Origin of the sequence: Microcoleus sp. (assembly GCF_041354475.1) — a bacterium.
Taxonomy (GTDB): Bacteria; Cyanobacteriota; Cyanobacteriia; order Cyanobacteriales; family Microcoleaceae; genus Microcoleus.
In genome coordinates this window covers 25,279-45,279 of record NZ_JBGJZU010000015.1, presented here as the reverse complement: position 1 = coordinate 45,279, position 20,001 = coordinate 25,279, and the positions used below count along the sequence as shown (strand labels likewise).

Annotated in this window: 12 protein-coding genes; 9 read left to right on the top strand and 3 right to left on the bottom strand. The window is 47.5% G+C overall.

Annotated elements, in window-relative coordinates; translation table 11 throughout:
* Positions 1-27 precede the first annotated feature (27 nt).
* From ruvB to ACBR23_RS08365, 7 genes are all read left to right on the top strand, one after another.
* Entirely contained in the window at positions 28-1,143 is a 1,116-nt protein-coding gene (gene ruvB, locus ACBR23_RS08395) for a Holliday junction branch migration DNA helicase RuvB (RefSeq protein ID WP_371119354.1), read from the top strand.
* Between the two features lie 369 nt (positions 1,144-1,512).
* Positions 1,513-3,288, top strand: coding sequence for a DNA repair protein RecN (gene recN / locus ACBR23_RS08390; protein ID WP_371119355.1), 1,776 nt, complete (start codon positions 1,513-1,515; stop codon positions 3,286-3,288).
* A 647-nt stretch (positions 3,289-3,935) separates the two neighbouring features.
* Entirely contained in the window at positions 3,936-7,133 is a 3,198-nt protein-coding gene (locus ACBR23_RS08385; RefSeq protein ID WP_371116202.1) for a GAF domain-containing protein, read from the top strand.
* A gap of 427 nt (positions 7,134-7,560) precedes the next feature.
* Positions 7,561-8,106, top strand: coding sequence for an inorganic pyrophosphatase (locus ACBR23_RS08380; RefSeq protein WP_371116203.1), 546 nt, complete (start codon positions 7,561-7,563; stop codon positions 8,104-8,106).
* A gap of 196 nt (positions 8,107-8,302) precedes the next feature.
* Complete coding sequence (locus ACBR23_RS08375) at positions 8,303-8,815, top strand: inorganic diphosphatase (RefSeq protein ID WP_340521403.1); 513 nt, start codon at positions 8,303-8,305, stop codon at positions 8,813-8,815.
* 287 nt (positions 8,816-9,102) lie between these two features.
* Entirely contained in the window at positions 9,103-10,011 is a 909-nt protein-coding gene (locus ACBR23_RS08370; protein ID WP_341735238.1) for an MBL fold metallo-hydrolase, read from the top strand.
* A 72-nt stretch (positions 10,012-10,083) separates the two neighbouring features.
* Positions 10,084-10,650 (top strand): diheme cytochrome C, encoded by a 567-nt coding sequence (locus ACBR23_RS08365; RefSeq protein WP_371119356.1) that lies wholly within the window; start codon positions 10,084-10,086, stop codon positions 10,648-10,650.
* A gap of 71 nt (positions 10,651-10,721) precedes the next feature.
* Here the strand turns inward: ACBR23_RS08365 and ACBR23_RS08360 are convergent, their stop codons facing one another.
* Positions 10,722-11,282: a Uma2 family endonuclease gene (locus ACBR23_RS08360; protein ID WP_371116205.1), complete on the bottom strand. Its 561-nt coding sequence runs from the start codon at positions 11,280-11,282 to the stop codon at positions 10,722-10,724.
* Positions 11,283-11,425: 143 nt separating this feature from the next.
* On the opposite strand from ACBR23_RS08360, the gene ACBR23_RS08355 reads away from it, so the two are divergent.
* Entirely contained in the window at positions 11,426-12,136 is a 711-nt protein-coding gene (locus tag ACBR23_RS08355) for a Uma2 family endonuclease (protein WP_371119357.1), read from the top strand.
* Positions 12,137-12,404: 268 nt separating this feature from the next.
* Here ACBR23_RS08355 and ppc read toward each other — a convergent pair whose 3' ends face one another.
* Complete coding sequence (gene ppc, locus ACBR23_RS08350; RefSeq protein WP_371116207.1) at positions 12,405-15,509, bottom strand: phosphoenolpyruvate carboxylase; 3,105 nt, start codon at positions 15,507-15,509, stop codon at positions 12,405-12,407.
* Between the two features lie 130 nt (positions 15,510-15,639).
* The gene (locus tag ACBR23_RS08345) at positions 15,640-15,864 is read right to left on the bottom strand and encodes a hypothetical protein (RefSeq protein ID WP_341735243.1); all 225 of its coding nucleotides are present in this window, start codon (positions 15,862-15,864) and stop codon (positions 15,640-15,642) included.
* Positions 15,865-16,167: 303 nt separating this feature from the next.
* Between ACBR23_RS08345 and ACBR23_RS08340 the strand changes: the two genes are divergently transcribed.
* Complete coding sequence (locus tag ACBR23_RS08340; RefSeq protein WP_371119358.1) at positions 16,168-19,695, top strand: hypothetical protein; 3,528 nt, start codon at positions 16,168-16,170, stop codon at positions 19,693-19,695.
* Positions 19,696-20,001: the final 306 nt, after the last annotated feature.

The window sequence follows — 20,001 nt, the reverse complement described above, 5'->3', positions numbered from 1 at the left end:
ATTTCCCCAGTTCGCTCGCAGATTAATATGGCAATTATCTCCTCCAAACAACAGCCTCCCGATCCAAATCTACCCGAACACATTGCCGCAGCCACCCCCAAAAAAACTAAAAATAAAGCTGTAAAACCCCAGACAGAATCGCTGGTAGAACCCCAAGAACTAGCCGACGAAACCAACAGCAAACAAGACGACAAAATCCGACCTCAGCGATTAGCTGAATACATCGGCCAGAAAGACTTGAGAGAAGTTTTGGCGATCGCAATTCAAGCAGCAAAATCCCGAAACGAACCAATGGATCACCTGTTACTGTATGGGCCGCCAGGGTTAGGTAAAACCACAATGTCGCTAATTTTAGCAGCAGAAATGGAAGTTGAATGCAAAATCACCACAGCCCCAGCCCTAGAAAAACCCCGCGATATTGTCGGATTGTTAGTCAACCTCAAAGCAGGAGACGTGCTGTTTATCGACGAAATTCACCGCTTATCAAAAGTAACAGAAGAAATCCTCTATCCAGCGATGGAAGATTGCCGCTTAGATATTACGATTGGTCAAGGCAAAAGTGCAAAAATTCGCAGTATTCCCCTCAAACCGTTTACCTTAGTAGGAGCAACCACAAAAGTTGGGTCGCTAACAGCTCCCTTGCGCGATCGCTTCGGACTGATCCAAAGATTACGCTACTACGAAATAGACGAACTCAGTTTAATTGTCCAAAGAAGTGCCCAAGTTCTCGACACTCCCATGACAGCAGAAGGAGCCACAGAAATTGCCCGCCGAGCTCGTGGCACACCCCGCATTGCTAACCGATTGTTGCGGCGAGTTAGAGACTATAGTGAAGTCAAACAATTAAAGCCGATCACCGCCGAAGTGGCATCGGTTGCCCTAGAATTATTCAATGTCGATCCGCTAGGTTTGGATTGGACCGATCGGTGTCTGTTGACAGCAATGATTGAAAACTTTAATGGTGGTCCAGTGGGTTTAGAAACCCTGGCAGCTTCCACAGGAGAGGATACTCAAACGATTGAGGATGTGTACGAACCTTATTTGATGCAAATTGGATTTTTGCAAAGAACAAGTAGGGGTAGAATTGCCACCATTGCTGCGTATAAACACTTGGGTTTACTCGAAGTGGGGAATAGGGAATAGGGAATAGGGAATGGGGAATCGGGAATGCACTGGTGCACTGGTTCCCAGGCTCTGCCTGGGAACCCAGATCCAGAGGCTCTGCCTCGATGGTATGGTTAAAGGCGAGGCAGAGCCTCTGGATCTGCGTCCCTAGGCAGAGCCTAGGGACGAGGGAAGGCGAGGCAGAGCCTCTGGATCTGCGTCCCTAGGCAGAGCCTAGGGACGAGGGATAACCAATAACCCATAACCAATAACCAATAACCCATAACCAATAACCCATAACTAATAACCCATAACCAATAACCAATAACCCATAACTAATAACCAATAACCAATAACCCATAACTAATAACCAATAACCAATAACCAATAACCAATAACAAATTCCCCATGTTACTATCCCTGAGAATCGAAAACTTTGCCTTGATTGACTGTCTAGACCTAGAATTTGGCCCTAGTTTGAACGTATTTACAGGGGAAACAGGAGCTGGGAAATCGATTATTCTAGATGCGATCGATGCAGTCTTGGGTGGAAAAGTCGATCGCCGAGTGATTCGCACAGGGGCAGCGCGGGCAATATTAGAAGCTACTTTTGAATTGGACAAAGCTGCGGCATTGTGGCTGGGCGAGCAAGAAATTGAACCCATTGATGGGAATTTAGCGGTTTGCAGCCGGGAAATTATGGCCTCTAGCGGTACTCTGCGGACGAGATCGCGTTTGAACGGAATTTTGGTCAACCGCCCCTTGATGGAGCAACTGCGCGATCGACTGGTGGAAATTACTGCTCAAGGCCAAACCGTCCAACTAGGACTAGAAACCCTCCAGCGAGAATGGCTAGATCTCTACGGTGGTAAAACTATTTTGCAAGGGCGATCGAATGTCACCGCAGCATGGCTTGTCGCCAGCGAAGCCAAAACCGCCCTCAACCGCAGACGTCAGTCAGAACAGCAGCGCCTGCAAAGACTTGATTTATTAGAATACCAAGTCCGAGAGCTTGGCCAAGCTCATATCGAAGACGCGGCTGAATTGGAAAACCTCGAACAAGAATCAATCAGGCTTAGTCACGTTGTGGAATTGCAGCAACAAAGTTACCAAGTTCATCAAGCTCTCTATCAAAATGACACTGATGCCGCCTCTGCTGCTGACTTGTTGAGCAAAGCTGAGGCAACTTTAAGCGACATGGCTGTCTACGATGTTCAGTTGCAACCAATTCTAGAAATGGTCAGCGATGCTCTAGCTCAAGCTACAGAAGCCAGCCGCCAAATTAGCAGCTACGGCGAACAATTAGAAGCAGATCCGCAAAGACTTGAAGAAGTAGAAGAGCGAATTCAGGAACTTAAACAAATCTGTCGCAAATATGGCCCGCTTAAAGAAGCGATCGCCTATTATCAAACCATCCAAAACGAACTAAATGAACTTTTAGCAGGAGGCGAGTCTATGGAGGCATTAGAACTCGCCTATCAAGCCTCTATGGAGCAATTAAAGGATGCTTGCAGCCACCTCAGCGCCCTGCGACGAGAAACGGCTCTGAAACTCGAAGCTGCTTTAGTGGCAGAACTCAAGCCCTTAGCCATGGAAAAAGTACAATTTCAAGTGGAAATTGCAGCAGTTACCCCAACAGCAAATGGTGCCGATCGCATCGCCTTTTGTTTCAGTCCGAATCCAGGGGAACCTCTGCAACCCCTAGGTGCGATCGCCTCTGGGGGAGAAATGAGTCGCTTTTTGCTCGCCATCAAAGCTTGTTTTTCGCAAATAGAAGGTGCTAGCACTCTGGTATTTGATGAAATTGATGCCGGGGTGTCTGGGAGAGTGGCTGGGGCGATCGCCAAAAAACTCCATCAACTTTCGGAAAAACACCAAGTCCTTTGTGTGACGCACCAACCTTTGATTGCTGCCATGGCGGACTGTCACTTTCGTGTCAACAAACAGACGATCGGCTCTGAAACAGGCATAAAGGAAGATCTAGCCAACCCTGAATCATCGGAACGTACAGTGGTGCGTGTTGTGGCCCTCAACAGCCAGCAGCGACGGGAAGAACTGGCTCAACTTGCTAGTGGGCGATCGGAAACAGAAGCCATCGCTTTTGCTGAATCTCTCCTAGCTCAGGCCGCTTCTTTGCGCCAAATTCATTCTCAAAAAACTGAAGTTGACCGGAATTATTGTTAAGATTTAACAACTAAACAGGGTATTTATGTCACAGTTAGCTGTGACACTCGATGGCAACCAGATATTAGCATTACAGTTGTACCAGTCTCAGCAACTGTTTTAGCGGCGAAGTTGACAGAAATTCTATCTAGAAACCACAATTGTAGAGATGAGCACACATAATTAGTTAGTAGTGGTGTCACAATGGCGGCTAGTCAAACTTTAGTCCGCATCCATCGACCCCCTGACAGCCCTGGGCTGTTTCATTCTGGTGACAAATCATCATTTTGTAGGGGTAGTGCCTTTGTTTGCCTACCCTCCCCGTCCACTCCTATATTTACAAGAGATTGCAGTCCGCCCAGGCGATCGGACGTTCGGAGTCACCGAATCTAGTTACACTTAGTAAACCTAATGTCAAAATCCGATACCATACCATTTAAAAAAGATTCGCGACCTGTGAGCACCGTGGACTAATGCCCACAGCGCTCTCAATCTCCCACGGTTCTCCCCCAAACGGCCTTTCCTTGCCATCGGTAGGAAGTTCTGTAAACTGGGAAATAGTTTGACAAATACTTTTACTCTACTCTTGTGCAACGCTCCGGGCGATCTACTTGCCAGATCTGCTACCTGAGAGACCAAACCTTAAACTTAAGCTTCTCTAAAGGTCTATGAATTATTCTGCATCTTCCAATCTGTCATCCCTAGGTAATGTGACTATAGATGTCACTCCTATCACTGAAAATCATCAGGAACAGCAATCTCACTATCCCTCTAGCAGTGGTCAAATCGTCACAACCCAAGGAAACTTCTCCAGTTTCCTCGCACCCCTAAACAAGGATAGTTTTAAAGGAGTTGCCAAGGACGTAGAGAACAAACTGAAGGTTGTCAATCAAACCTTGGGAATGCTCGACAACCTCTTAGACAGCCAAGGGTTTGACGCTATCCTTAACGAAATGTTGCAGTCGATTACCCAGAAAACCGGGGAATTGCTCAATGCCGATCGCAGCACTATATTTTTATTAGACGACGAAAAAAATGAACTCTGGGCAAGGGTTGCCAAAGATGAACATGGCAACAACCTAGAACTCAGATTTCCCGCCAATGTGGGCATTGCTGGAGAAGTCGCCACCGGCAGAAAAGGGGTGAATATTCCCTATGATTTTTACAACGACCCGCGATCGACTAACGCCAAAAAAACTGACGAAAAAACAGGATATCGCACCTATACAATGCTGGCGATGCCTCTGATCAATGAAGACACACAAGAGTTAGTAGCAGTCGTTCAACTGATTAATAAACTCAAGGCAGATCATCATAATTACGACCATTTAGACGCACAGATCGATCGGCAAGGATTTACCCAAGAAGACGAACAAATATTTAGAGAATTTGCCCCGTCCATTCGCCTAATTTTAGAATCTTCTAAATCTTTCTACGCAGCAACTCAAAGGCAGCGGGCAGCGACAGCGCTGATGAACGCCGTCAACGCTCTTTCTCAAAGCAGTCTAGACTTAGAAGACACTCTCAAACGGGTGATGGATCAGGCTCAAGAACTGATGCAAGCCGATCGCAGCACCCTGTGGCTAATTGACGAAGATCGAGATCAACTATGGACAAAAATCCCGATCGCAGGTCAACTTCAAGAACTTCGCATACCCAGAAGCGCCGGTTTTGCAGGTATTGTCGCCCAATCCGGCGAACCGCTGCTGATTCCCTTTGACGTGCACGACGACCCCCGCGCCGAAACTTCCAAAAAAACAGACCAAAAAACTGGCTACCGTACTTGCAGTATGCTCTGTATGCCAGTGTTTAATGCCGACCACAAATTGATTGGAGTCACCCAGTTAATTAACAAAAAAAAACAAGGAGAATACCCCCCATACAATCCAGAAAACTGGCCTGAAGCCCCGGAACAATGGCGAGCTAGTTTCAATCGCAACGACATGGAATTTATGAAAGCGTTTAATATCCAAGCAGGAGTAGCCCTGCAAAACGCCAAACTATTTGCCGAAGTCAAACAGCAAGAACAAAGACAAAAAGATATGCTGCACGCCCTGACAAACGGTGTCATATCTACAGACCAAAAAGGCCATATAGTCGCTACGAATCCCAGTGCCAAAAAATTGCTTGGCGTTAGCGATGCCCGCTTGGCAGAAGGTAAATCTTTGCGCGATCTAATTAACTTGGAAAAAGGTGATTTTGCCAAGTGGTTCGATCTGGCATTGCACCCTACAGACGACAAACACCGCCAGCAGTATTACCCTGACCAAGTATTGATTGCCTCCTTCGGAGGACTATTGGAGCCCCCGGAAGGAGAAAAGCAGAGCATAAATTTGTCGATCAATTCCATGACAGATGCTACTGACCCTAGAAAAGTTAACGGAGCATTAGTTGTGATGGAAGATATCAGCCAGGCCAAGCAAGTCAAAAACTTGATGTACCGCTACATGACCCCAGAAGTAGCCGAATCGCTGCTGGCTTCAGGAGATACAGGATTGGGAGGTAAACGCAAGCACGTTTCGGTGCTGTTCTCCGATATTCGTGGCTACACCACACTTACGGAAAAATTGCAAGCCGAACAAGTGGTAGTCATGCTCAACGACTATTTTGAAGTGATGGTAGATTCCGTATTCAACTACGGAGGTACTCTCGACAAATACATCGGCGACGCTCTGATGGCAGTTTTTGGCTCTCCAGCTCCCCTAGAAGATCATGCCTGGTGCGCCATGCAAGCCGCGGTGGAAATGCGGGAAAAATTGAAGGAATTTAATCAAGAGCGAATTGCTAATGGCGAGTTACCGATCAGTATCGGTATGGGCATCCATTCCGACGAAGTTGTCAGTGGCAACATCGGCTCCAGCAGACGGATGGAACTAACTTCCATTGGAGATGGGGTGAATCTCGCCTCTCGCTTAGAAGGGGCAAGCAAGCAGTACGGCACTGACTTAATCATTAGTGACAACACCTACCAAGAATACCGCGATCGACTGGAAGTGCGGGAACTAGATTTCATTACTGTTAAAGGCAAAAGCGAACCCGTCATCGTTTACGAACTTGTCGCTATCAAGCCCACTTACTCCTCCGTTGGTATGGCGCTGACTGAAACAGAGAAAAAAATTGTAGAACACTATAACGCAGGACGCGAATTTTACAAGCAACCTGTTACTCAAAGACTAGATAAGGGTGAGGTGGAGAAAATATTAAAAGATGTGGCGAAAATGCCAGAAACAGAACTCAAACAACTCTCCTACAATGTCGATATACAGTTAGAACGTGAACTGAAAAAATTGTTATATCAACTAAAAAAAGAGCCTGAGTACGATGTAACAAATCAGTCACCAGCCCATAAAATATTCGAGTCAGAAATTAAACTCCTGAAATGGGAAGGTATCAAAAACCTCTCGGAAGATGAAGCCAGACTCTTGATAAAATCTAAGATCGGAGAGTTATTACCAGACGAAATCAAGGAATTGCAAGAGGGCGATGTCAAAAAGATTTTGGAAGCAGATATCAAAGACCCCTCAAATCGAAAAATCAAGCGCCTGAAATCCTCACATATCAGACAGTTATTGCAGGCGAAAATTAAAAGCCGGGCCGAAGAAACAGTAGTAGAGAGGTTAGATGAGGAATTTGTCGAAAATCTGACCCTTGATGGAGTGAAAAAGGTACTGAGCGAAATTAAGACAATGTTAGAACCGAAAGCTAAGAAATCTTTTAGACAGGCACTGGGCGAATTTAAGGAGGTTTTGCTCGTCGATCCCAAAAACAAGGCGGCTAAATTGCACGTCGAACGCTGTATGCTATTTCAGCACAAATTCTCAGATGTACTCAACTGGGATGGGGTGTGGAACCTCACAGAAAAATAGGACTCCCCCGCCCTAAGTCCTGGGGTAAATGCTGCACCAGCGCCCCTCTGGCTGGCGGCCGCGGCGAACCCGGAACCTTAATATCCGAGGGAGCATCCTGATTTTGTAATGGCCATGGCATGACCGCAGACAATTTATTAGTGATAACCAGAAATTTACAGCGGTCATGCTATGGCCCCTACGAATCTATTTGCCAAACACAGATGCACCCATATCCGATTGGGGTGTCAAACCGCAAATTAATTTATTGACAAAACTACCCATAGCTGAATGTTTGGGGAGTTTTTATCCTGCCAAGCTTTTTCTAACATCACTGAGACGGTGATTTTAAATCTGCTCCAACAGGTATGATTGTTGTATGAAAGATGCTGAAAACCACAGCTACTTAATGTTCTGGTCTTATTATGGAAAACTACTAGCGTCAGTTATGAATAATTGGAATTCGCAGTCGGGAGATATTGAGTGGGTAGATCAGGTTTACCAACTATTGCTAGAGATTGCTCGGAACTCCTTGTCCGATATCCCCAGAATGCCACCTAACATTAGCCAAAAGGCTCTACCTCTGATACAGAAGGTACAAAGCATTCAGCAAAGACGAGATGGACAAGTTTTCAAATCCGGTTCCTTTTCCGTAAACGATCGCGAATGGGTCGATCAAGTCTGTCAACTACTGGTGGAACTGACAGGCGCCTCTTTGTCGGAACGACCGAAAATGCCGGAAAACATCGCAGGTAGAGCTTTAACCCTGGCAGACAAGGCGCAAAATATCAAAGAAATCATCGAAGAGAATGCTTCCCTTGCCCCAGCAGATGATGAGGAACCCTTACCGTCTCCAGAGGCGCTGCTGAATCTCTTGCACCACAGTTTAAAAAATCAGCGTGCTAAAAGCTACAAGCCCGATGCTCCCGAATGGCAGCAAGTCTTGAGCCTGCTCGATGTAGTCCAGTCAATTTACAAGGAAATTCAACGTTAGATTGATTCTTCGATCGGCGTGTGCCTGATTTTGTGTCGATCGCGTTATGTCGTGGGTCAGCGCCAAAAAATCAATCCGAGGCGATCGCTTTATATCAATCTTATGCAGCCGTTGGGCCCGATCGCTCCTAAAATGCTATGAAAGGGGTTTGACAAATAGCAAAACCCGGATCATCTGTTAACTTGGAGATATTATTGTGGACTTATCGCTAATTCCGGCACAGCCGAAACCAGGACTGCTCAATGTCCTGATCGAAATTACCGCCGGTAGCAAAAACAAGTACGAATTTGATAAAGACTTACAAGCCTTTGCTCTAGATCGGGTGCTCTCTTCCTCAGTCCAATATCCATGCGACTATGGCTTCATACCTAATACCTTAGCTGACGATGGCGACCCCCTCGACGGCATGGTGATGATGGACGAGCCCACATTTCCGGGGTGCGTGATTGCAGCCCGTCCCATCGGAATGCTAGAAATGATCGATGGAGGCGATCGGGACGAAAAACTATTGTGCGTTCCTGACAAAGACCCACGCTACGCTCACTATAAGTCACTCAAAGACGTAGCACCCCATCGCTTGGATGAAATAGCCGAATTTTTTAGAACCTACAAAAATTTGGAGAAAAAAGTCACAGAAATTCTAGGGTGGCAAGATGTGGATCTAGTAATGCCATTAGTGGAAAAGTGCATCGCAGCCGATCGCAAATAAACCACTAGCCCGCATTCTTGGACTACAACCAGAATCACATACTCCCACACCAAATATGATTTATGGTGTGGGCAGACTAGATTCCAATTTAAAGATATATTTGATTTCATTTGAGGTACTCCGACTGTTTCCCTATCAAACGTTTTGAATGTTTCCCTGTCAAACATTATGATAACGATCGGGTTCCCGGTCCCACCTCACTGCCTGAAGGCTCAATGTTTTTTTAAACTCTCGAATTAAAAAATAAAATCTCAACTCCCAAGTTCCTGCGCGTAAAGCTAAAAAAAATGCCTGATTCCCAAAAGTCCGCAGCCATTCCACAGCCTTCTGATGGCAAAACCACTAGCTCAAGCAGCCCTTTGACCGAGTTTGTCGTTCAGTTTTGGGGAGTCCGGGGCAGCATCGCAACTCCCGGTAGCAAAACCATTCGCTATGGAGGTAACACCTCTTGTGTAGAAATGCGGTTGGGCAAACAACGCCTGATCTTTGACGGTGGCACTGGTCTGCGAGTCCTTGGTCTTAACTTACTGCGACAGATGCCAGTGGAAGCCCATATGTTTTTCAGCCACACGCACTGGGATCACATTCAAGGATTCCCTTTTTTTACCCCCGCCTTCATTCCAGGGAACTGCTTTCACATTTACGGTGCGATCGCCCCCAACGGCACTACAATTAAACAGCGTTTGGCAGACCAAATGCACCACCCCAACTTCCCAGTCCCGATCCAGGTGATGCAGTCAGACCTCAAATTTAATGACTTGACTCCGGGGGATATCATCGAACTCGACGATGTAAAAATCGAAACAGCGCTGCTCAATCATCCCAATACTGCGATCGGATATCGTGTTACCTGGGAGGGACACAGTGCCGTCTACTGCACCGATACAGAACACTTTGCCGATCGGTTAGACGACAACATAGTACACCTAGCTCGCGACGCAGATGTGTTAATTTACGATGCGAATTACACCAACGAAGAATATCATGACTTCAAGTCCCCCAAAGTCGGCTGGGGACACTCCACTTGGCAAGCCGGAGTAGAAGTAGCCAAAGCAGCGGGAGTCAAAAAAGTGGTAATGTTTCACCACGACCCAGGTCATGACGACAACTTTCTCGATCGAGTAGAAGCAGAAGTCCAAGCAGTTTTCGCCAATAGTTGCTTAGCACGGGAAGGCATGAGCATACCAGTGATTTAAGAAAAAATCAACGCAGGCTCCAAAAAACCCGATCGTTGTGGCAAAAATTAGAAGACCAAAGGCAGAAGCAAAATGAAGCACCAAACACCCCGCCGACTTCCTAGGCGAACCTGGCGGGGACTTTACTCAACTTTGCTAGTGTTGATCGTGTTCTGCTGTACCTGCGGGGGATGGGTAGCCGCCCAGACAGCCGATGCTCGCACCCCCGCACCACTAGCTCAAGTATCTGGAATCGAAAATATCGGCACTGTCGATCGTATTCCCGATCGCTACCAACTCGGACAACAACTATACCTCGAAAACTGCGCCACTTGCCACATTGGTTTACCACCGCAAGTATTACCGACAGAAACCTGGCGCAGATTGCTGCAAGATCCCCAACACTACGGACAAACCCTCAAGCTGCTCGTAGATCCACCGCGCCTGCTAGTGTGGAACTATCTGCAAACTTTTTCTCGTCCCCAACAAAAAGAAGAAGAACTGGCTTATCGAGTTGCGAGTTCTCGATATTTCAAAGCTCTACATCCCAAAGTTAAAATGTCACAACCAGCAAATATCAGCAGTTGTGTGACTTGTCATCCGGGTGTATCTCAATACAATTTCCGCAAGCTTACCGCCGAGTGGGAAAACTCCCCCTAGGGAACCTAGGAGTTATCTGCGTTGATCAACCCTCATCTGCTACCCATCGGCGGTTAAATCACCAACCAAAATTAAACAGGCAAAAACAGTTGTGAAAAATTAATTTCAATCTCAGGAAAAGCTAGCATTCTAATCACAGCATTATCTGCAACAACTATCTCAGATTGATAGCCTCCGGGGGCAGGATTTCGATAAATATATGCTTGACGGCTAACTATATCTAAAATCCAATATTCAGCGATATTAGCCCTAGCATAAATCAGGGCTTTTTCCCGACGGTCAATTTGCAATGTCGAGTAGGAAACCTCAATTAACAGCAAGATTTCTGCTTGATTTGGGTGATGGTCGCCATAACCGCCCGGATCAATACAAACAACAGCTATATCCGGTTCTGGTTCCGAAGTTGCCAAAGTAATTGGCAACTGCATCCGAACGTGAGCTTGTCGAGCAAGTAGTTCTTTGATATAATCGGACGATCGCTGGGTTGTGCCAGCATGGATTGGTGTTTGAGGACTCATTTCAACAATTCTCCCATCAAGCAGTTCAATGTTATCATCCTCATTGAGAATACCAGCTTCAATCATCCGGTGATATTCTTCGACTGTCCAGATTTTTTCTTTGGTTGCTGTCATAATCTTTTCTGGTACGGTAAAACATTAAGACTTGATTTCATTTTTCAATTTTACCACGACCTTAAGATTTAGACTACTACAAAATATCACTTTCAATGCGTAATTAGTTATAATCATATTTAGAAGTTTCTGGTGCCATTCAAATGACTCCTCAACTACAAACTCAGCCACTACCAACGAAACAACCAGAAAAAGTCCTCTATCCAGATAGCGATGGACAGCCTATGTCAGATAATACGCTTCAATTTGCTTGGATTGCCAAACTAAAAGAAGGATGCGAAGCCTTATTTAAAGACAATCCAACTGTATTTGTAGCCGGGGATTTACTCTGGTATCCCGTCGAAGGCGATAATAAGACGAGGCGCGCGCCCGATGCTATGGTGGTATTTGGTAGACCCAAGGGATATCGAGGTTCTTACCAGCAATGGCTGGAAGATAATATCACTCCCCAAGTCGTTTTTGAGATTTTGTCACCGCGAAATACTTTATCGGAAATGGCGCTGAAGTTGCAATTTTATAGCCACTTTGGTGTAGAAGAATATTACCTCTACGATCCACAGCGTAACGATTTAACTGGATGGCAAAGATCCGAAACAGGACTAATTGTAATTGAATCCTTGGATGGGTGGGTAAGTCCACGTCTAGGGGTCAGATTTGTGTTTGCAGAACCAGAGTTAGAGGTGATTCGTCCCGATGGAAAGCGCTTTTTGTCTTATGTAGAGTTAATGGAACAGCGGGATGAACTGGAACAACAGCGCGATGAAATCGAGCAACAGCGCGATGAAATCGAGCAACAGCGCGATCGCATGGCGGCAAAACTGAAAGAATTGGGTATTGATCCAACTCAGCTTTAAGACATGATTAACTGGTTCCCAGGCTCTGCCTGGGAACCGATATCCAGAGGCTCTGCCTCGTCGAAGAGAAGGAATAAAGGAAAATAGGAGGCAGAGCCTCTAGATCTGCGTTACCAGCCACAATAGAAGGAATAAAGGAAAATAGGAGGCAGAGCCTCTAGATCTGCGTTACCAGCCACAATAGAAGGAATAAAGGAAAATAGGAGGCAGAGCCTCTAGATCTGCGTTACCAGGCAGAGCCTGGTAACGAGTAATCAACTCAAAATCATCAACCGGTATTCCGCATCCCCGCAGCAATACCATTAATCGTCAACAGAGCTCCCCGCAACAATTCACCTTTGCTGTAACGCGAGTGAATTACCCCCGGCACAGCACCACTACCATGTTGTCGCAAGCGTTTGAGCAGTGAAACCTGCAATAAACCCAAAGGTACAATGGTGGCATTTCGCAACTGCACGGAACGCTGCAATGCCGGATCTTCGTCCAACAAACGTTGGTGTCCGGTAATAGTTAAAACCAAATCGCGAATCAGGTGATATTCGCAAGAAATTTGTTCAAACAAAGTCTGAAAACGCGCTCTATCCTCTGGAAGAGATAACTCTCGGACGTAGTGTTCGGCAATCTGCAAGTCTACTTTGGATAAAGTCATTTCCACCTTAGAAATCACCATTCTAAAAAATGGCCATTTCAAGTAAAAATACTGCAAAAGTTTCAAATGTTCTTCCGGTTCCTCTAGCAAAAATTCTTGTAGAGCCGTACCCACACCGTACCAGGAAGGGAGCAAAAAGCGGCTTTGAGTCCAGCTAAACACCCACGGAATTGCCCGCAAACCGCCGATATCTTTCTTGCCACCACGACGGGCTGGACGAGAACTAATTTGCAACTGACTGATTTCTTGAATCGGGGTAACATGATGGAAGAAATCGACTAAATCTGGCTGTTCGTAGATTAAGTTACGGTAGTGCGATCGCGATTTGGCAGCCAACTCCTCCATAATCTGATTCCAAGGGTCGATGCCATCGAAACCTGTGTGCAGCAAACTAGCTTGAATCACTGCTGCGGCCACAGTTTCCAAGTTGTAAAGTGCTAACTCTGGCAAAGAATACTTAGAAGCCAAAACCTCCCCTTGTTCGGTAATCTTAATTCGCCCGCTAATACTCTTTCCGGGCTGAGCCAAAATTGCCTTATAAGCAGGCCCGCCACCGCGGCCTACAGAACCGCCCCGGCCGTGAAAAATTCGCAACTCCACACCGTAGTTTTCAGCAACTATTTGTAAAGCTTTTTGAGCTTTCTGAATTTCCCAATTGCTGCTGAGGAAACCCGAATCTTTATTACTATCTGAATAGCCCAGCATCACTTCTTGCAAGGAAACAGCCGGGGAAGAATCGGACAGTTGCTGAGCCTTGGCAGCAGCGTAACCTCCAGCTAGTAAAGCGCGATAAAGTGGTAGTTCAAATACCTGCTGCATCACGATCGGTGCTTTTTTCAAATCTTCCACTGTTTCAAACAGAGGTACCACTTGAACGCTGCTAATTCCTGTTGCTGGATCGTAGATGCCCGCTTCTTTTGCTAATAGTAAGACTGCTAGCAAATCGCTGACATCGTGACTCATGCTGATCACGTAAGTTTCGCAAATTTCCGGCCCAAACTCCTGGTGCATTTGCCGCAAGACTCGGAAGGTATTAATTGTCTCGCAAGTTTTGGGAGAAAATGGTAATTCTGCGGGAATTAAAGGGCGACGAGTTTGCAGTTCAGTTGCGAGCCAAATAGTTCGCTCTGATTCCGTCATTTGATTGTAGGGCGTTGGCAAAATTTGCAGGTATTCAGCAATTTCGTTCAAAGCGTCGGAGTGTACGGTGGACTCTTGGCGGATATCTAGGTAAGCCAAATTAAATCCGTAAATTTCTACTTGACAAAGCAGATTTTCCAAGTCTCGGCAACTCAAACCTGTTTCGACCAAATTGTGCTGGATTAGCTGCAACTCCGCCAAAAATTCTGTGCCCGATCGATAAAGACCGGTCATGCCAGCATTTCCTGACAAAGCTTCCCGTTCCCGCTGCAACTCGTCTCCTTTGTAGAGTCGCCAATTACGATCGCGCGTATTTTCCAGTCGCTGAAGCACGTAAGCCAGCTTCAGTCGATAGGGTTCTTGGCGGTAACGAATCGCCCACTGCTCGTAAACTTCCGGGAATTCCGATTTGTCGCGATCGAGAGATTCTAGTAATTCCGGCAATACGTCGCTCCAGTGTAGCGACAAACTCAACAACTCGTTGAGGCGCTTCACCGCATTGATGTACTTACACAGCACCAAATGGCGCTGATAGCAAGCCGTTTGCCAAGTAACTTTTGGAGTCACAGAAGGATTACCATCTCTGTCGGAACCCACCCAAGAACCAAACTTGCAAAAGTTGTAACTGGGTGGTTTCAGGTAAGGGAAAGAAGCGTGTAGAGCTTGCTTGAGCCGGTGATAGAGTTCGGGAATCGCATCAAACAGCACTTCATCGAAGTAGTGCAAAGTGTACTCCACCTCGTCAAGCACAGTGGGCTTGAACTGGTGCAGCTCGTCAGTGCGCCACCAGAGGCGAATTTCTTCCATCAATTGCTCTTGCAGAGCGCAAGCTTCCCAGGAAGAGACAGCGTAGGGACTTTCAGAGTCTGTCCCCACCAGCGGAAATTTCTCATCAACTTGGTCTAACTGTTGCAGAATCTTCGCCATCCGTCGCTGCTTGGTGCGGATCGTGTTGCGGACAATTTCCGTCGGGTGGGCTGTAAATACCAAGCGGATGTCTAACTGATCGATCAAGCGCTGAATTTGCTGGCTAGGCACGTTCAAGCGCAGCAGCATGGGGAACAGTTGGTGAAAAGTTCCTGCGTCTTTGCTCACAAGCTCGGTTTCCCTAGGGCCGGGAGTTTGTGGAGACGGGCCTTCTCGGTGTCGCGGGCGATCGGGCGCATCCATGGCGTTTCCCGGCAACTTAGAAAACGTCCGTTCCCCAGCACTGTTGCTACCGACATAAGCTAGCTGTTGGTCTCGCTGTTCGTAGTGCTGTTCGACAATATTGATTAACTGAAAATAAAGTGCAAAAGCCCTAGCCGCGCGAATGGCGGCGTTGAGGTCGAGCTTTTCAATGAGCTGCAAAACGTTGGATTCGCGAAAGTGAGTGGCTTGTCCCTCGGAGGAATTCACCGATCGCATTTGGCCTAGCAAGTCTACCAATTCCTGCCCGCACTCTTGTCGCAGCACCGATTTCCACAGGTCCTCTACTATTTTGAGGCGATTGCGTAGAAACAGGTCTGATTTTGAGTGGGCAAGAGAAGGGGAAATAGATGTGGAATTAATAGCCTGTTCTGAAGACTGGAGGAGTGAACTCATCGGGGCTGTTCCTCAATAGCTGCGGGTGTCTAAAAAATTGTATGGTTTAGTCTTACCGAAAACACTTTTTTTTGCGGTCAAATACGAGACAACTTGATTTTACTTAGAGATCATGGACACTTTCAGCTTTCTACTCCTTGGCGTAGGGAAAGTTAAGCTGGGGGAGGCGAGAGCCCCGAAACACTTCTTCGCTTTCAACGCCGAGGGAGCTAACAAACTCTGCTGTAGCCTTAGCAACGAGCAAACCACCAAGCAGTGGGACTGTCACCAAGCTCAAGACCAGATCGGATGGAATTAGGCAATTTTGACCTTGAAGTGTTTGGGTTTTTGGTAAATCTGGGTTTTCCGACGGCATAAATCCCTCCTGAGTTTTCTTTTACCCCAGTTTACAACTTAACAAAATACTGTAAATATAGTAGCTGGCTGTCCTCTTCCTTGAGACAGCGTAGCGATCGGCAGTCGGGAATTCAAAATGCCTATGCAGACGGTTTGCCGGGGATTGAAATTGCTCAATAAGCGTCAATGTCGAAATCCCGTAAGGGAGTAACTAGGAAATCTAAGAAGTGATTCTTAGAAGCTCTGTACCTTCAGGTGGGAGTGATGTCACTGAATTCTTTAATCTAAAATCTACAATCAGAAATCTAAAATCGGTAGCCCCATGTTGAATGCGAACGGGAGCATATTGGCAGATAATCGATCGGCCGCGTCGCAATGGGCGCAAGCAGCTTTGGGGCTTCCCGAAGTTCAGTTACAAGTGCGGTTGCGAGGCAATCACCTGCACATTTTGTGCGAAGCAGCGCTCTGTCCGTCCCAGGAATTGGTGACGGCGAGATTCACATCGGCGATCGCCCAAACTGATTTCACTCGACTCCTAGCGCCCGATCGACCAAAAATTTACCAATTATTTCTGTGCGGGCGCAAACTCGGTTCCCGCCAAAATGATTGGACAGTCAGGCTCGATTGCAGCAGCCCCCAAAAACAGGAAAATGACGCAACCGTTGCGGAACCACCAGCACCGACAATTCCCCCCGACGAACCGCCCACAGAGGCTCCAAAAGGAGGATTTTTCGGGAAATTCCGCAATCAAAACCGCAAACTCAAACAAATCTCCAATCCTGTCGCACCCCCCACCACCGCCCCACAGTTGCGGGAAGAACTCGAATTTGATGCGGAAACTCCCGCCAAAGCCTCCGGGATTGAATACCGAGAACTGTTTGAAACTGCTCCTGTGACGATCGACACTTCAGCCAGTTCTAGTTTCAGTCCCCCCGTGGCAGTACACGGACATGAAACAACCCAGCAGCATGAGAACCGTGGCGCAGTAGCCCTGATTCAATCCCCCCAACCAGCGATCGGCGACACCGCCAAGACATCAACGCTGACACTGCCGGTGGAAAGTTTGGCGAAGCGGGGCTATCCAGATGCGATCGCCAGTTATTTGAGCGAAATTCTAGGACCGATGGGAGTTTCGGTCAAAGTTAGCATCCGCGAAAAAGAACTCCCTGACAGCCCCGAAACCGATGATTCCGAGACACGGGAACATCTCAAAACCATCGACAGGCGACTGCTGGTGCTATGCGAATCAGGATACAGCCCCGATCCATCCTTGCTAGCAGAACCCACCGCCGGCAGGCTGCGGAAGCTCAAACTAGAAAATTTCCGAGATGCGGTAATTGTCAGCCAAGTCAGCGGCGAAGCCAAGCCAGACTGGATGCTGCGGGTAGACTTAACACCACCAGACAAAATTCTCAAAGCCTGGGCCCGCTGGGGAGATGTCCAGTCGATCGCCAAACTGTTAAACCTACACTTGGCACCATCGCAAGTGGAAGTGCGAGCAACCCTGAAAGAATCAACCCTACACCTGTTTTGTAGCAAGGCTGTCGGCAAAGGGCAAAAGCAGAAAGCACCACCCTACCCAGACAAACAGCAAACAGCCGACGCGATCGCCCCCATGCTTGCCTCCTTCGCGCCCCAGGGCATTCATGGAGCCACTCTCTACGGTGTTAAAGCAGTCAGCGATAGCAAAGCCCAGCCAGATTCCCCAGGGTGGATAGACTGGGTGGACTTGCCGGCGGCTCATCATCCAGACTTGGCTCCCAGCCCCAGAACTTTAGCAACCGAGGGCGATCGCTCAGCCCTGACTTTTTTATTAAACAGGTTGCTCAACCCCAATCTCAAACGCAAGTTAGAAACAGGCGGTATCCGGGCTGTCGTACTCCAAAAAGACGACGTACTCCACATCATGACCGAATCTCTGACTTGCCCTTCTCAGTCCAAGGTGGGCCCACCAGTGGTGAAGTTCTTGCGGGAGTTAAAAATTCCCGGAGTAGCAGGAGTGCGAGTCTACGGGCGTCGCGCGGGCCAAAAAATACCTTTGTGGCGTTACGGACTCAATCTCACAACGGCGACTAGCCAGGAATCAGCACCCACAGCAGCCTCCGTGGACTCCCAACTGGTGGTGTTTGAAAAAGAGCCGGTGCCGGAGTTCGCTACATCAGCCACCGATGGGACTTTTTCGAGTTTGGGCGAAAATTTAGTGTTTCCTGGGGATGCCAAACCCTCTGGCTGGCATCGGGGCTTAAAAATCCGACTCCCAGGCTACAACCTAGGGGAGCGATTAGTTCCAGCTTTGGTACAGCCCCTTGTGGCTTCCGGTTTATTTGTTCCCAATGATGGTTTGTCAACTTCTGTGGCTGGTTCTACCAGTGTCAGAGCCGATCGCGCCGCGGGTATTGCTTTGGTTTGGGCGATCGCTGGCTGTCTGTTGACTTTCAATAGCGATTGGTTACTTGGTCAATTTGTGAAATATACGACGGTCAGTGCAGCTCCTAGGGCGATGTTGGCGTGCAGCGACCAAAATTGTCAAAATTCAAGTGTCAAGCCTGAGAGCGACGTTAAAGCCCCTGTGGTGAGTCCAGCATCCCCCGTGGCTCCCCAGTCTCAGGAGGTGAATTTGCCTCAAATACCCTTGGAACCCTCGCCCTTGGCGAAGGGGGAAGAGGCTTTCAATGGTTCTGGGTTTACCAAGCCAGGGAAGATCGCCGTTCCTGTAGTTGAGGCCCCTCCTGCTATGGTTTATCCGACTTTGAGGAGCGAGCAGCTAGACGCTCAAATAGCTCGATATCAAGAGTATATCCGTCAGCATCAAAGACCGCCGGATATCTTAATTGTGGGCAGTTCTAGGGCGCTGCGGGGCATCGATCCGGGAGTTCTGGAAACCGCTTTGGCCGCTGGGGGCTATCCGGGGCTCAAAGCTTACAATTTTGGGGTGAATGGGGCGACTCTTCAGGTTGTAGATTCGATCGTCCGCCGGATTTTGCCACCGCAACAATTGCCGAAATTGCTGGTTTTAGCCGATGGGGCGAGGGCTTTAAATAGCGGTAGGCCTGATTTGACTTTTAGTGCGATCGCTTCTTCTGAAGGCTACAGACAATTAGCCCGTGGTAGTTTTCTGATCCGCACTAATCAATTAGAAACGGAAGTATCGAAGGAAGTCACGAATAATCCGGTGGCGGCTGTCGCTGCATTGGCTCACAATTTCGAGCAGAGTCAAGCTAATGTTCAGCAATTGGTTAATCAAAAGTTGGTGGAGACTTCTGCAACTTACAAAAAGCGCGATCGACTCAAGGACTTTTTGCGATCGCTAGTCAATCCATCGGCCCCAGCCTTAATCAATAGCAACGAAACCGAGACACCCTCCAACCAAACAGCCGAAAATCCCCAGAAAACTCCTGTTGAGCCCAAAGAAATCAGCGATTTTAAACCAAACGGCTTTTTGCCGATCGATGTCCGTTTCAATCCCGATACTTACTTTGAGAAACACGCCAGAGTATCGGGGTATTACGACTCTGACTATCAAGACTTTAAATTAATCGGCGAACAAACTGTAGCACTCAAAAATCTGCTCGAATTTACCAAAGTTCGCAACATCAATCTGGTGTTTGTGAATATGCCTTTAACCGAAGATTACTTAGACCCGGTGCGGACAGCTTACGAACAGGAATTCCGACAACATATGCAACAGTTAGCAGCTCAAACAGGATTAATTTTCCGAGATAATAGTTTATTATGGCCGCAGGCACGGGAATCTTTTTCCGACCCTAGCCACCTCAACCGCTACGGGGCGATCGCCGTTTCTAAACAATTAGCTCAAGATCCAATGATTCCTTGGCCTGTTAAAAAGTAGTTTATCAATCAGGAAGGAAGAACCCCCCTACCCCCAAAGCTGTTTCATTCTCTTGTAGGGGCCGCAAAGTGGCTGCCCCCCAATCCCTGAAACACATTCAAAATCGTCTGTGAGGGGGTACGCACAGGGGCACTACCCCTACAAAACGATGATTTGTCTCAGAATGAAACAGCCGGGCCCTTGGCGGGGGGGTGATATTAATTCCGGTTGTATCGGAATGATTAAACCTTACTAGGACACAGAGGACACAGAGAAAGAGAAGAGAGAAATAATAATTCCGATGTCAACGGATTTGATATGACTTCT

Excerpts from the sequence above, each read along its gene's own strand:
- ruvB (WP_371119354.1), top strand. The coding sequence starts at position 28 with ATGGCAATTATCTCCTCCAAACAACAGCCTCCCGATCCAAATCTACCC.
- recN (WP_371119355.1), top strand. The coding sequence starts at position 1,513 with ATGTTACTATCCCTGAGAATCGAAAACTTTGCCTTGATTGACTGTCTA.
- ACBR23_RS08385 (WP_371116202.1), top strand. The coding sequence starts at position 3,936 with ATGAATTATTCTGCATCTTCCAATCTGTCATCCCTAGGTAATGTGACT.
- ACBR23_RS08380 (WP_371116203.1), top strand. The coding sequence starts at position 7,561 with ATGAATAATTGGAATTCGCAGTCGGGAGATATTGAGTGGGTAGATCAG.
- ACBR23_RS08370 (WP_341735238.1), top strand. The coding sequence starts at position 9,103 with ATGCCTGATTCCCAAAAGTCCGCAGCCATTCCACAGCCTTCTGATGGC.
- ACBR23_RS08365 (WP_371119356.1), top strand. The coding sequence starts at position 10,084 with ATGAAGCACCAAACACCCCGCCGACTTCCTAGGCGAACCTGGCGGGGA.
- ACBR23_RS08360 (WP_371116205.1), bottom strand. The coding sequence starts at position 11,282 with ATGACAGCAACCAAAGAAAAAATCTGGACAGTCGAAGAATATCACCGG.
- ACBR23_RS08355 (WP_371119357.1), top strand. The coding sequence starts at position 11,426 with ATGACTCCTCAACTACAAACTCAGCCACTACCAACGAAACAACCAGAA.
- ppc (WP_371116207.1), bottom strand. The coding sequence starts at position 15,509 with ATGAGTTCACTCCTCCAGTCTTCAGAACAGGCTATTAATTCCACATCT.
- ACBR23_RS08345 (WP_341735243.1), bottom strand. The coding sequence starts at position 15,864 with ATGCCGTCGGAAAACCCAGATTTACCAAAAACCCAAACACTTCAAGGT.
- ACBR23_RS08340 (WP_371119358.1), top strand. The coding sequence starts at position 16,168 with ATGTTGAATGCGAACGGGAGCATATTGGCAGATAATCGATCGGCCGCG.